15 protein-coding genes are annotated in these 12,394 nt (G+C 41.5%); 9 read left to right on the top strand and 6 right to left on the bottom strand.

Annotated features, from left to right (window positions below):
• Nucleotides 1-53: 53 nt before the first annotated feature.
• Nucleotides 54-464: a RidA family protein gene (locus NAF01_RS13600; protein ID WP_222501305.1), complete on the top strand. Its 411-nt coding sequence runs from the start codon at nucleotides 54-56 to the stop codon at nucleotides 462-464.
• Between the two features lie 57 nt (nucleotides 465-521).
• On the opposite strand, the gene NAF01_RS13595 is transcribed toward NAF01_RS13600, so the two are convergent.
• Together NAF01_RS13595 and NAF01_RS25075 are read right to left on the bottom strand one after the other, a co-directional pair.
• The gene (locus NAF01_RS13595; protein ID WP_250800464.1) at nucleotides 522-1,988 is read right to left on the bottom strand and encodes an Msr family ABC-F type ribosomal protection protein; all 1,467 of its coding nucleotides are present in this window, start codon (nucleotides 1,986-1,988) and stop codon (nucleotides 522-524) included.
• 587 nt (nucleotides 1,989-2,575) lie between these two features.
• Complete coding sequence (locus NAF01_RS25075) at nucleotides 2,576-2,620, bottom strand: erythromycin resistance leader peptide (RefSeq protein ID WP_142301762.1); 45 nt, start codon at nucleotides 2,618-2,620, stop codon at nucleotides 2,576-2,578.
• Nucleotides 2,621-2,752: 132 nt separating this feature from the next.
• Between NAF01_RS25075 and NAF01_RS13590 the strand changes: the two genes are divergently transcribed.
• Both NAF01_RS13590 and NAF01_RS13585 read left to right on the top strand, forming a co-directional pair.
• Nucleotides 2,753-3,247, top strand: coding sequence for a YoqH family protein (locus NAF01_RS13590; RefSeq protein ID WP_222501301.1), 495 nt, complete (start codon nucleotides 2,753-2,755; stop codon nucleotides 3,245-3,247).
• A gap of 70 nt (nucleotides 3,248-3,317) precedes the next feature.
• Nucleotides 3,318-4,169 carry a GNAT family N-acetyltransferase gene (locus tag NAF01_RS13585; RefSeq protein ID WP_250800463.1) on the top strand — a complete coding sequence of 284 codons (852 nt, stop codon included), beginning with the start codon at nucleotides 3,318-3,320 and terminating at the stop codon, nucleotides 4,167-4,169.
• A 232-nt stretch (nucleotides 4,170-4,401) separates the two neighbouring features.
• Here NAF01_RS13585 and NAF01_RS13580 read toward each other — a convergent pair whose 3' ends face one another.
• On the bottom strand, nucleotides 4,402-5,271 hold the full coding sequence (locus tag NAF01_RS13580) for an EamA family transporter (protein WP_222501297.1): 870 nt from the start codon (nucleotides 5,269-5,271) through the stop codon (nucleotides 4,402-4,404).
• Between the two features lie 131 nt (nucleotides 5,272-5,402).
• Here NAF01_RS13580 and NAF01_RS13575 point away from each other — a divergent pair, with 131 nt between their 5' ends.
• Nucleotides 5,403-5,630, top strand: a complete 228-nt coding sequence (locus NAF01_RS13575) for a hypothetical protein (RefSeq protein WP_048011572.1) — start codon at nucleotides 5,403-5,405, stop codon at nucleotides 5,628-5,630.
• Between the two features lie 65 nt (nucleotides 5,631-5,695).
• On the opposite strand, the gene NAF01_RS13570 is transcribed toward NAF01_RS13575, so the two are convergent.
• Nucleotides 5,696-6,067: a VOC family protein gene (locus tag NAF01_RS13570; RefSeq protein WP_222501296.1), complete on the bottom strand. Its 372-nt coding sequence runs from the start codon at nucleotides 6,065-6,067 to the stop codon at nucleotides 5,696-5,698.
• 109 nt (nucleotides 6,068-6,176) lie between these two features.
• Complete coding sequence (locus NAF01_RS13565) at nucleotides 6,177-6,470, bottom strand: phospholipase A2 family protein (protein ID WP_222501295.1); 294 nt, start codon at nucleotides 6,468-6,470, stop codon at nucleotides 6,177-6,179.
• A 233-nt stretch (nucleotides 6,471-6,703) separates the two neighbouring features.
• Between NAF01_RS13565 and NAF01_RS13560 the strand changes: the two genes are divergently transcribed.
• From NAF01_RS13560 to NAF01_RS13550, 3 genes are all read left to right on the top strand, one after another.
• A complete protein-coding gene (locus NAF01_RS13560; RefSeq protein ID WP_197087772.1) occupies nucleotides 6,704-6,928 on the top strand; it encodes a hypothetical protein in 225 nt (74 codons plus the stop codon).
• A gap of 95 nt (nucleotides 6,929-7,023) precedes the next feature.
• Entirely contained in the window at nucleotides 7,024-7,404 is a 381-nt protein-coding gene (locus NAF01_RS13555; RefSeq protein ID WP_222501293.1) for a VOC family protein, read from the top strand.
• Nucleotides 7,405-7,749: 345 nt separating this feature from the next.
• On the top strand, nucleotides 7,750-8,865 hold the full coding sequence (locus NAF01_RS13550) for a cysteine desulfurase family protein (protein WP_222501291.1): 1,116 nt from the start codon (nucleotides 7,750-7,752) through the stop codon (nucleotides 8,863-8,865).
• A gap of 13 nt (nucleotides 8,866-8,878) precedes the next feature.
• On the opposite strand, the gene NAF01_RS13545 is transcribed toward NAF01_RS13550, so the two are convergent.
• Complete coding sequence (locus tag NAF01_RS13545) at nucleotides 8,879-9,406, bottom strand: hypothetical protein (protein ID WP_250800462.1); 528 nt, start codon at nucleotides 9,404-9,406, stop codon at nucleotides 8,879-8,881.
• A 143-nt stretch (nucleotides 9,407-9,549) separates the two neighbouring features.
• Here NAF01_RS13545 and NAF01_RS13540 point away from each other — a divergent pair, with 143 nt between their 5' ends.
• Both NAF01_RS13540 and NAF01_RS13535 read left to right on the top strand, forming a co-directional pair.
• On the top strand, nucleotides 9,550-10,557 hold the full coding sequence (locus NAF01_RS13540; protein ID WP_250800461.1) for a DUF3231 family protein: 1,008 nt from the start codon (nucleotides 9,550-9,552) through the stop codon (nucleotides 10,555-10,557).
• Nucleotides 10,558-11,638: 1,081 nt separating this feature from the next.
• Entirely contained in the window at nucleotides 11,639-12,292 is a 654-nt protein-coding gene (locus NAF01_RS13535) for a DsbA family oxidoreductase (RefSeq protein ID WP_284709511.1), read from the top strand.
• Nucleotides 12,293-12,394 lie beyond the last annotated feature (102 nt).

Here is a 12,394-nt window from a genome sequence, read left to right as displayed (position 1 = left end):
AAATATAGGTGGAATTAAAATAGTAAATGCCAAGGAAAGGAATAATTTAAGAAATGAAGAAAATCTCATTAATACATTCGCAGGTTTTACCTGCAGTTGACTATGCTTACGCATCCCATGTCCCTGCTGGAATGGATCTTTATTTTATGGCAGGAGCCTGCCCGCTCGACCAAGAAGGAAGAGTGCCTGAGGGAATCAGATATGAAGAACAGGCCAAGCTGTGTGTAGAAAACCTGAAAGCAGCCTTACAGGAATGTGGTGCTGAATTAACGGATGTGGCCTATACAAGAGTCCTCGTTGCATCCTCTGACCAGTCAGATTTGGTGGCCGTATGGCATGCTGTTAGAGAAGAATTCGGTTCTCATGATGCTCCAAGTACATTGTCTGGTGTCACCGTTTTAGGTTATAGGGGCCAATTAGTTGAGATAGAAGCGGTTGCTGCCTTGCCCCAAAACGCAAAATAAGCTGGCTAACTACAGAAATGGACCCTCCTGCAAAAGCAGTCGGGTCCATTTTTTCTATTAGCTCTTCTTTAGAACCAGCATCTTTTCTTCTATCGCATACACACAATCAGCCACCCGTTCAACAAACACTCTATCATGTGAAACCAGCAGGACAGTTCCATTATAGGCTTCTAAAAACCGTTCCAGTGCCTCAATGCAAAAAACGTCCAAAAAATTCGTCGGCTCATCTAATATCAGCACATTATATCTGCCCAGGAAAAGCTGGCACAGCACGAGACGGATAGCTTCGCCGCCGCTCAAACTGCGCACATCCTTTTTCAGGTCATTTCCTGTAAAACTCATGGAGTGAAGAATAGAACGAATTTTACTATCTTCATAATCGCTATTTTCTTTCATATATTCCAGCACCGTTTTGCTTTTATCGAACTGATAATCCATCTGTTCATAAGCGCCTATAACCGCTTTAGGAGAGAGGGTTATGCCCTCGCCGCGATTCAGGATGTGGTTGAGCAGAGTTGTTTTTCCTGATCCGTTTTTTCCTGTAATGGCAATGGTATGGCCAAGAGGGAATTGGAAGCTTGCTTCTTTCAGGAGTGTTCTATCTCCGCCTTTTAACGTTATCCGGTCGCCCATGATGGGAAATTTATTGTGCATTTCCAGTGCCGGATGCTGGTGAAAGTGAATCGTCATTTCTTCCTTTGGCGCATCCACACTCTCCAGCATCTGTACCCGCTGTTCAATAGCTTTGGCAGCGCGCTGGACAGCTTTTTGGCTAGTATCCTTGGATTTTGTCATAAACATTTTATTGGCTTTGGCCTTTGTTTCCTTTTTGGAGATATGCCCATTCGCCTGAGTAATCTTATCAGCCTTTTTCATTTTTTCCTCCGCCGCTTTTAATAGGCGGGACTTCTCTTTCACAAATTTTTCATGCTGATCGAGCTGCTGTTTTCGCTGCTGGCCTTTTTGTTCCGTGTAATCAGAATAGTTCCCGGTATATTCTGTCACAGAACCATCTTCAATTTCCCAAATTTTCGTGACGAGTTTGTCAAGCACATACCTGTCATGGCTGACCAGCACAAGGGCTCCATAATAATAGGTCAGCTCTTCAATAAAGAATTGTGTGCCTTCCTTATCGAGGTGGGTGGTGGGTTCATCAATTAATAAGCCTTCGTAATAGCTTGAGAATAGCTGGGCCAATTTCCTCCTGGTTCTTTCCCCGCCGCTTAAATTTTCTATTTCGGTTTGAGGAATCGATAATTGACCAGCCAGTTTATAATCTATTTCGCTTGCCTCAGGAGCTGAAAGCTGATCGAAATAGGCAAAATCAGCAAATCTTTTAACCATTCCTTTTTCAGGCTTTAAATGTCCAGCCATCAGCTTCAGCAGTGTGCTCTTACCAGCCCCATTTTTTCCGACAATGCCAATCTGGTCAAACTGGTGCACGGCCAGCCGGGGAATGTTTAATACTAATCTATCTAAATAGGACACTTCAATATTTTTTAATTCGAAAATTACATTTTCCATTCTTAAAACCTCGTTTCTTTTTTGTTTAATCCGATTAAAATATCGGCGTCAATTGTGATTAGGCTTTTCGTGGTAATAAATTCATCCAAAGCTGTCTCACTTGAATCCCAGGCAAGTGGAGACATCTGCACTAAATGTGTCCGTTCACTTTTATCCGGCAAATCAGGCTTTTCGATTGAACAACCTGAAGGGATTCCTCACAGAGCGGGCATCGGAGTGCATTTCCGAAATTTATATATTTTGCATGATTCTCCATTTTTCTACTTCCTTTCAATAAAAAAATCACAGGCATCTGCCTGTGATTCAGAGTAAAGGGAAGAGAACCCATCCTAATTCGGTTAGGGGCTGATCAGGAGCCTTCAGCAAATAAACCTTCCTTTTGCTTGTCTATGGGAAGGCGTATAGACATAAAAAAAGAAAGGCAGAAAAATCCGCCTTTCCATTCATATCAAAATTGCCATAGATTACTGGCAACTTAAGAAATAACACCATATGGGCTATTTCAATATGAACTGAAGATTATTAAAAAAGGACAGACTAATCCCGTTTACTCTGTTAACACAAACAGAGCCTTTGAACGTATTAAATTACTGGTTCAAAGTTGGGAATCGAAGTCTCATCGCGTGTGTCATTTTTTAATAATCCTCCTAAAATAATTTGATACATTGGTCATTATAAATTCATCTATTAAAAAAGTCAAAGGTTGATCCGAATTTTAAAGCGGGTGAAGGGGGAAATTAGTCTTTGAAACGGAGGAAATTCTGATGAATAAATTCTTGTTAGTAACAGTATTTTTTGTATTATTTGAACTTCAAATAAATGCAGCACATGCAGAATCCCTTTCCTATCCCTGCAGCATTGTGCTGGAGCCTGTAAAAGATATTCCCAATATCCAGGGGACAGCTCTTATAACTAAAGTGAAGAAACCATATTCAGAGGAGCCGGAGAGTCCTGTCAGAGAACGGACAGCTATTGGAATCTACGCTGACTGGATGCCCTTGCCTTCAACATTTGGCGAGTATGATCAATATGAGGGGTTTGCACAAATACCTGGTGTGATCAGCTGGAGATTTAATATGTATCCTGTTAAAGAAGATCAGCCAAGCTTGTTTGGCGGTTTCCCATTGGCCGGAAAGTTTGACGAAATATCCGCACAACTTTCTGCTGATGCAATCGTGCAATTGCGTCTCTCCAATTCCCGTTCCGGTAATCTTGGACCTGCAATTTTACAAAGTAGATTGAAGGGATGTGTAAAGTAAGAAGGATTTTGTATGAAGGGTATTTAATACTTATTGAGGTGATAAAACAAAGACTAAGAGGGAGAAGCAAATGATAGCAGAATTAGCAGAATTAAATCAATATGATATTCCAGGCCTAATAGATTTATCGGCATCGGTTGGATGGGATTATGATGAATATGAAGTAAGAACACTTTTGGAATCCGGGAGAGTTTTCGGTCATAAGAATGCTGCAGGGAGAATTGTATCCAGTTCCGCTATAATTCCCTATGACACTAAACTGGCGTCGATTGGCATGGTTATTGTCCATGAAGAATTCAGGGGATTTGGCCTGGCAATGGAAGCAGTCCTAAAGTGTGCTGAAAGTATTAATGGGGATATGTCGCTAATGCTCATTGCAACGAAGGAAGGAAAGCCCCTTTATGAAAAAATGGGCTTCAAAACAGTGGATTTTATAAGCAAATTTCTTTGTGATGATTTCATCCCTGTACATTTACAGGATCATGATGGAGTTTTTATAGAAGACTTTAATCAGTCTGATTTTGCTAAGCTTGTTAATTTGGACGGGGCTGCCTTTGGGGATAAGCGTAGCGTTTTCCTGCGCAATCGAATCAGCCAGTCTAAACAATGCCTTGTTGTTAAAAATAATAATGGAGAGATCATTGGATATGGATTATCCATACAGGGGCCAGTCAATTTAATACTTGGACCCATTGCATCAGCTGATTCAGATACAGCTGCCTTAATCGTAGAAAAATTGGCTTTACATCATAAAGGGAAGCTGCGAATTGATGTTCCAGAAGGAAGAACGGATTTTATGCCCTATCTGGAGCGAAGCGGTTTTGTTAAAACAAACACTCCTCCAGTCATGATGAAAAATTCAGCAGCTATGCCGCAGAGGAACAATACCTTATATGCTATTGCTTCGCAGGCTTTTGGGTAGGTGAATCATGATATTGGCTAAACGCAAATAAATAGCTTTATACGCTAGTAGAATTGGGCTATGCGCAAATAAAATATTTTATCCGAAAGTAATTGGGTCTATCTGCAAGTAAATAATACTGGCACATAAATATAGGTTCTGAAAAGGGCTTCTGGAAGCCAAATTTTCATTGAAACGGCTCACATTGAGGATTTAAGCCGTTTTTTCTTATGTAATTATCTATAATTAACGCCTAGATTATCAGCAAAGCCGTCCCAATCGTAATCAAAATGGCGCCGGCAATGGTATTCATTGCCGGCTTCTCTTTTAAAATAATGAAACTTAAAATCATAGTCAGCACCACACTGAATTTATCAATGGGGTTCACGACACTAACCTTGCCGATGGCGAGAGCGCCGAAATAGCACAGCCAGGATAATCCGGTAGCGGCTCCAGAGAGGAAAAGAAATAAATAGGACTTTTTCGAAATGCTTTTAAGCTCCTTAACAGTCCCCTGGAAAAATACGATGCCCCAGGCGAAAAGAATGATGACCACAGTCCGGATAAAGGTAGCCACATTGGAGTCGACGTCTTCAATTCCGATCTTCGCTAAAATATTGGTGGCTGCAGCAAATACAGCGGACAGGACGGCTAGGAAAATATATGATTTTGTATTAAATACTTTCTTTTTGCGGGTCTTTTTCCTGTCTCGGCCAATTAAGACAAAGGTTCCAATGGAAATAATGATTCCGCCTGAAACAACCAGAGCTGTGGCGGGTTCCCTGAGAATAATAAAGGATAAGAGGATCGTTAAGACGACACTCGACTTATCGATGGGAACTACTTTAGATACATCTCCAATCTGAATCGCTTTAAAAAAGCAGATCCATGATAGGCCGGTTGTCAGGCCGGACAGGATTAGAAATACGCAGGATTTCACCGAAATAGTAAAGATGCTATCTGTTTCGCCAGTAATAAGGACCATTAAAAAAGCCATGATGACCACCACAATCGTCCGTACGGCGGTAGCAAGGTTGGAATCAACCTTTTCAATGCCAATTTTAGCGAGAATAGCGGTGAAAGATGCAAATAATGCGGCCAGCAGGGCTAAAATTATGCTCATAAGCAGGATCTCCACTTCTGCAATGGGATAATTAAATGTGTATAGGATATTATTTGATTCATTTAGTTAAAAAATTCTGTTTTCTTGTTGAGTATTTTATATTATAGTTTGGTTAAGCAAGGAGGAAGAAAATGGATCATATTGATAAAAGGAATCGCCTGGATGAAGAACCATTTAGCTTTCGGGTAAATAAAAATAGCACAGTGTTTCTTGATTTTAATGGAAAACAAGTGAAAATCCTAAAAGGTAAAGAGTCAGAGAAGTTTCTAAAAAGAATGAGTGAAGCTGAAGATGAAAAGAGCAGGCAATTAATCATGGCAAAGATAACGGGGAACTTTAAACGGGGAAATGAACGTTGATTGTTATGGGCTAAAACAGCAGTGCAATCCGGCACTGCTGTTTCTATTTTTATGTAAGCAGAATTCTACCTATGCTGGTCGAAAAGAATAGCGTTGCCATCCGGATCTTCGAGGGTGAAACTTGCAGGGCCGGAACCTGACTCATCTGCTTCGTTTATGATAGGAATCCCTTGTTCCTTTAGTTGCTTTTGAAGGTCCAGAATGTCAGTGAATTCCTCTAGGTTTTCTGCATTCTGATTCCAGCCAGGATTAAATGTAAGGATGTTTTTCTCGAACATGCCTTGGAATAGACCTATGACACAGTTTTCATTCTTCAGTATCAGCCAATTTTGCTCAATATTCCCGCCTAATGCTTCAAAACCAAGTTTTTCGTAAAATTCTTTTGACTTCTTAATGTCTTTTACGGTTAAGCTTACTGAAAACGCTCCTAGTTTCATGGTTCCTCCTTTGGTTTTCTTATTATTCAGATAACTAATTTTGAGTTTAATCGAAGTAATTTAATAAAGCAATATTACTGTGAATAAAAAAAGCGACTAGCGCCGCTTTTTAATAATGTCTTCTCCTCCGAAACCGGCTGCAGGTAAAATCGGTTTGAATCTTCATATAAATATAAATGATCGTCGCAATGGTTCCTTCTTCGCCATGCAGGTTTGTTTTTGGCTTCAGGCATCTGAGAAATTCCTGGTCACAGCTGCATTTGGATCTTCCGCTTGACCAGCATTTATCATGAGCTTTGCAGCAGGCATCCACTCCATTAATAGGGGCGCCTGGTCCGCTGCATCCGGGACCGCACCATCGGTATCCGGGGAAAAGGCAAGGAATTTGTTTTTTTCTACTCACTAGTATCCCTCTTTTTAATTATCAATTTAATTTATAGATATGGAGAAATCATAATAGAGGTGTGGTTACTTATCTATTAAACGAAGATTGTTTTTGAATTAAGGGCAGGGGCCCATACCCCATAGGCAACTGACGCATATCCTTTACTGTAGACATATACAGAGGAGGAGTTCCGTTTGGATTATCAATACCAGCACATGCCTGTGTCACAGGAGTTTGTTCCGCACAATGGCATGTATTTCACTGACCATCGAGTTCGTCCCGGATTTGGAATTGGAAGACCCGGATTTGGTTTTGGCCGGCCGGGATTCGGGTTTGGAGGACCAGGCTTTGGTCTGGGGCTTGGCTTTTTAGGAGGGCTTGCGACAGGAGCCTTGCTGGCACCGGGACCAGGATTTGGTTATCCTTATTATCCTTACCCGCCTTACCCGTACGCGCCATATCCTTACTATTACTAAGAAGGCAGAGCTTTGTCCCTGGGGCAGGGCTCTTTTTTAATTGAATTAATTTTCAGATTTAATTAATATAAAAATTACGAAAGGAGTGTAAGAACATGATTAAGCAAGTCGGACAAATTATGCTATACGTTAACAATCAGGATGAAGCAGTAAATTTTTGGACTGAAAAAGCTGGATTTCAGATATTGGCCGAAGAAGATAATGGCCAGGGGATGAGATGGATCGAAGTATCTCCATCAAAGGAGTCGGAGACGAGTATTGTTCTGCACAATAAGGAATGGGTAGCGAAGATGTCGCCGGGATTAAACCTGGGCACCCCTTCGTTGATGTTTATTACAGAAGATCTTGAAAGACTTCATAGCGACTTTTCAAACAAGGGCATTACGGTTGGAGAAATTGTAGAAATGCCTTCAGGCCGGGTTTTTAACTTTGCGGATGGAGAAGAAAATTACTTTGCTGTGATGGAGAGAAAGTGAAAAATTTGAGTGAAAGCCGATATCGCGGCAGTTGAACGAGCATTACATAGACTTGTCAGCTCACATTTTGATGCCGTGCTTCCATTGGGAGATAAAAGAATTACGGGAAAAGAGTACAAAAAATAGTCAGGACCGCTAATCTAAAAAGTTTCTCAAGCATAGCGCCAGCTCCTTTCGATTAGTTGGTATATCTTTATTTTAAGCCTGCATTATTAAAGAAGGATAAAAGGTCTGTAAATTTATTGTTAATTGTTTTTTTAGGGATGTGAGGGCATCCCTATTAAATTAGTCTAAAACTCCATTTCCTCTATTATTTTGATATTCTTATAGAAAGGGGGAGGGGAAATGAACAAAGTTTATCTCGATTACAACGCAAGCACGCCTTTGGCCCCAGAGGTTGCTGATCACATGTATCCTTTTCTGACAGACTTTTACGGAAATCCTTCCGCAGTGCACTGGGCAGGGCAGCCAGTAAAAGAAAAAATGAATCGTGCAAGGGAACAGGTATCTGACTTGCTGTCATGCTCACCTGAAGAGATTATTTTTACCAGCGGTGGAAGTGAAGCAAACAACCTCGCATTAAAGGGCTATTATTTCAAGCATCTTTCAAAAGGCAAGCACATCATTACATCAAAAATAGAGCATCCTGCCATAATCGAGCCTTTAAAATTTCTGGAGCGTTTAGGTGCTGAACTCACGATGTTGGATGTGGATAAATATGGATTGGTTTCTGCTGGGGATATTGAAAAGGCTATCCGGGAAGACACAATCCTGATCACCATTATGCATTCAAACAATGAAGTGGGGACTCTTCAGCCAATAGAAGAAATAGGGGAAATCGCAAGGAGGCACAAGATTGCATTTCATACCGATGCTTCCCAATCCGCCGGAAAAGTGCCTGTTGATGTTAATGAGCTGAATGTGGATATGCTCACCATTGCCGGTCATAAATTGTACGCGCCTAAAGGGATTGGCGTCTTATATATCAGGAAAGGCACAGAGCTTGAACCGCTTATTCACGGGGCAGGACATGAGTTTGGAATGCGTGCAGGAACAGAGAACACATTGCTTGCAGCCGGGCTCGGAAAAGCCTGTGAGCTGGCACAGGAGCAGGTCTGGGACCGGAAGCTTGCTGACTTAACAAATTATTTTTGGGGTCAATTGAAGGAGGCATTTGGTGAAGAGGTTGTTCTTAATGGCCATGAAGAAAAACGGCTACCGAATACCCTGAATGTGAGTTTTATCAATAGGGTTGGACAGGACATCTTATCCGCCATACCTCAGCTTGCTGCCTCCACAGGATCAGCCTGCCATTCAGGCAAAGTGGAATTGTCCCCCGTTTTACGGGAAATGAAGGTTCCTGAGCATGTTGGAATGGGTGCTATCAGATTTAGTCTTGGGAGATATACGGAAAAAGAGGAACTTGATCAGGTGGTTTCATGGCTTAAAGAAAAGATCTAGGCAGCCGTTTATTCTACTGAAAAGACATCGGCAATCTGCAGAAGTTCATCCGAAAAAATGCAATACATATCGGAATCGCCCGTTTCAATGGGCATTTTCGTACGGTAATACCATGGTAGCCTTGCTTCGCAAGACTTTTCCGAAATTCCGCATTGGCTTCGTCTTTATTCAATAAGATCGCCTTATCATTCCAGGTAAGGTGTCTTTTTTTTGTGCTTGCATAGTCACAATAGGGATCCCGTTCATTCATGAAATGTTCAAAGGATTCGTAGTCCTTTAAAAATGGTTCATCTATATACACTTTATAAACAAATCCGCGGACTGGCTTGTCATACTGAATTACTTTTGGTACTCCATCTTCCCAAAGCTCCGTTTCTGATTTTTCGATGACTGTTTCTGTCCCGACAGCAAATGTCTTAGCAGAATCTATGTCAGATGAAAACCATATGCCGAGCGTATCTAACTCTTTCATTGCTTTTTGCATAGCCTGCTCTTTATGAAAGTGGTCAAATTTCCTTAGCGAACCGTGATAAACGATCAAAAGAAACACCTCCCATTAATAGGATGTCCCATATTTGGGTCCGATATGAATGATGTAACAAGAACACCTGTTTTTAAAAAAATGTATTTTTTATTTCAGCACTTTGGAAATAATAAAATTAAAAAGAGGGACGTGAAGCCAAAATGAGTGAAAATCAAAACACGGAATTAACCGCAGCTGAAATAGCGCAATTATGGTCGGCTTATATGAACAGCAGCATGTGTAATTGTATTTTCACATACTTTTTAAATGTTATTGAAGATCGGGAACTGCAGTCTATGCTTCAGGATAGTATTCAACTGGCTGAAACACATTTAAAGAAACTGACGGGCTTTTTTGAAAATGAAGGGCTATCAGTGCCCCATGGATTTACAGTTGAAGATGATGTAAGAGAAAATGCTCCACAACTGTTTTCGGAGAATTTTTCCCTGCACTTCTTCTACAATATTGCCATGTTTGCTGTCAATTTTTATACACTGTCCAAAACACTTTCTGTCCGGTCTGATATCCAGGAATACTTTAACAATTGTTTGATGGAAATTAATGAATATGAAACAAAGCTAAAAAAAATGCTGGTGAACAAAGGCTTGTATATGAGATCCCCTCATGTCATTCCAGTGAAAGAAACCAGCTTTGTTGAAAGCAAAAAATTCATGGGTGGCTTGTTTGGAGATAAAAGGCCTCCGACTGTTATTGAAATTACAAATATCTATATGAATTTGAAAAGTAATGCCATGGGAAAAACGATTATGGTGGGATTTAGCCAAGTCGCCGAATCAAAGGAAGTTGGCCAATTCATGGTAAGGGGCAGGGATATAGCTGCGAAGCATACAAAAGTATTTGCCGGAATGCTCGAAGAAAGTTATTTGCCTGTTAATATGTCTTGGGATATGGAAGTAACAGATTCCACTGAACCGCCCTTTTCAGATAAGCTAATGATGTTTATGACCACATCCCTCATTGCTCTGAGTACAGGGCTTTATGCAACAAGTGCAGCTTCGTGTGCACGAAAAGATATATCAATTAATTTCATTCGCTTGTCTGCTGAAATCGCTAATTTTGCTGAAGATGGTGCAAACATACTGATCAAAAATGGCTGGTTCGAGGAGCCGCCACATCCGGCAGACCATGATGAATTGGCGAATAGATGAAGTTCAGCGATAGAATGTCTAAGGTGACGGTAGCTGCCTGGAATGGTAGTTAATCGAGAGGAATAAGGCCGAAAAAGCCGGGGATCCGAGGGAAATGGTAGTTAATCGAGAGGAATAACGCCGAAAATGCGGGGTCCCCAAGAGAAATGGTAGTTAATCGAGAGGAATAACGCCGAAAATGCGGGGTTCCCTTGAGAAATGGTAGATAATCGAGGGGAATAACGCCGAAAATGCCGGGTTCCCTTGAGAACTGGTAGTTAATCGAGAGGAATAACGCCGAAAATGCGGGGTTCCCTTGAGAAATGGTAATTAATCGGGAGGAATAACGCCGAAAATGCGGGGTTCCCTTGAGAAATGGTAATTAATCGAGAGGAATAACGCCGAAAATGCGGGGTTCCCAAGAGAACTGGTAGTTAATCGAGAGGAATAACACCGAAAATGCCGGGTTTCCATGAGAAATGGTAATTAATAGAGAGGATTAACGCCGAAAATGCCGGGTTCCCTTGAGAAATGGTAATTAATCGAGAGGAAAAACGCCGCAAATGTCAGGTTCCTTTTTAGAAATGGTAGTTAATCGAGAGGAATAACGCCGAAAATGCCGGGTTCCCTTGAGAAATGGTAGTTAATCGAGAGGAATAACGTCGAAAATGCGGGGTTCCCTTGAGAAATGGTAGTTAATCAGGAGGAATAACGCCAAAAATGCCGGGTTCCCAAGAGTAATGGTAGTTAATCGGGAGGAATAACGCCGAAAATGCGGGGTTCCCAAGGGAAATGGTAATTAATCGAGAGGAATAACGCCCAAAATGTCGGGTTCCCTTAAGAAATGGTAGTTAATCGGAAGGAATAACGCCGAAAAACGCGGTTACCCAAGAGAAATGGTCTATATTCTCGCTCAAGAACGCTCAAACCTTCCATCACCAGAACGGTAAGCGTCACAAACCTACATCAGCAAACCCTGGCTCTGAGCTTTTTCCGTGTAAAATAAAATCCCCCCAACTATACTAAAGAAGAAAATACTGTATGGGAGGAATCAGGTATGCATATTGAAATGTGGACTGACTTCGCTTGACCGTTTTGCTATATTGGCAAAAGGCATCTGGAGGATGCCATTAAACAGATTAATCATCCAATCGAAGTGACTTACAGGTGCTTCGAGCTGGACCCGACGGCAGAGCGGGATATTCAGGATAACATGTATGAGAAATTGGCGAAGAAATATGGGATGACGATTGAGCAGGCGAAAGCCAACACGCAAAACATGGTGCAGATGGCGAGAAACGCCGGACTGGAATTCAACATTGATACCATCGTTCTCACTAATACGTTTAACGCACACCGTCTGACGATGTTTGCCAAAACAAAAGGGTTAATGAAAGAAATGACAGAACGGCTGCTGCGTGCTTACTTTACAGATTCCAGGCATATCGGAGATCCTGCGGCGTTAGCCCAGTTAGCAGAAGAAGTTGGCCTGAACCGTGAAGAAGCTGAACAAATGCTTGCCGGCGATGCGTTTGCGGATGAAGTCCGTGCAGATGAGCAATTGGCGCAGCAGTACCGCATTACAGGAGTACCGTTCTTTCTTATTAATAAGAAGTACGCACTGAGCGGAGCACAGCCAACAGAGATGATCATTAAAGCGCTGCAAAAGATTATTGCAGAGGACGAGATAACTGTTCTAAATGACAATGACGGTATGATCTGTGATGACGACGGCTGTGAAATTCCAAAAAAATAATTCATTCATGAAAAGAGAACCAGTCAGGGACATGACTGGTTCTTTTTGCGTACATAAGCCCAACTTAATAAAACAATGTACCTTCTTTTTTCATAGGCATAT

Origin of the sequence: Cytobacillus firmus (assembly GCF_023657595.1) — a bacterium.
Taxonomy (GTDB): domain Bacteria; phylum Bacillota; class Bacilli; order Bacillales; family Cytobacillaceae; genus Cytobacillus; species Cytobacillus firmus_B.
Note: the sequence above shows the minus strand (reverse complement) of the source record. Positions and strands in the feature narration are given on the sequence as shown.

What these genes read in the sequence shown, in the direction of transcription:
- NAF01_RS13600 (WP_222501305.1), top strand. Translation starts at nt 54, where the DNA reads ATGAAGAAAATCTCATTAATACATTCGCAGGTTTTACCTGCAGTTGAC.
- NAF01_RS13595 (WP_250800464.1), bottom strand. Translation starts at nt 1,988, where the DNA reads ATGGAAAATGTAATTTTCGAATTAAAAAATATTGAAGTGTCCTATTTA.
- NAF01_RS13590 (WP_222501301.1), top strand. Translation starts at nt 2,753, where the DNA reads ATGAATAAATTCTTGTTAGTAACAGTATTTTTTGTATTATTTGAACTT.
- NAF01_RS13585 (WP_250800463.1), top strand. Translation starts at nt 3,318, where the DNA reads ATGATAGCAGAATTAGCAGAATTAAATCAATATGATATTCCAGGCCTA.
- NAF01_RS13580 (WP_222501297.1), bottom strand. Translation starts at nt 5,271, where the DNA reads ATGAGCATAATTTTAGCCCTGCTGGCCGCATTATTTGCATCTTTCACC.
- NAF01_RS13575 (WP_048011572.1), top strand. Translation starts at nt 5,403, where the DNA reads ATGGATCATATTGATAAAAGGAATCGCCTGGATGAAGAACCATTTAGC.
- NAF01_RS13570 (WP_222501296.1), bottom strand. Translation starts at nt 6,067, where the DNA reads ATGAAACTAGGAGCGTTTTCAGTAAGCTTAACCGTAAAAGACATTAAG.
- NAF01_RS13560 (WP_197087772.1), top strand. Translation starts at nt 6,704, where the DNA reads ATGTATTTCACTGACCATCGAGTTCGTCCCGGATTTGGAATTGGAAGA.
- NAF01_RS13555 (WP_222501293.1), top strand. Translation starts at nt 7,024, where the DNA reads ATGATTAAGCAAGTCGGACAAATTATGCTATACGTTAACAATCAGGAT.
- NAF01_RS13550 (WP_222501291.1), top strand. Translation starts at nt 7,750, where the DNA reads ATGAACAAAGTTTATCTCGATTACAACGCAAGCACGCCTTTGGCCCCA.
- NAF01_RS13540 (WP_250800461.1), top strand. Translation starts at nt 9,550, where the DNA reads ATGAGTGAAAATCAAAACACGGAATTAACCGCAGCTGAAATAGCGCAA.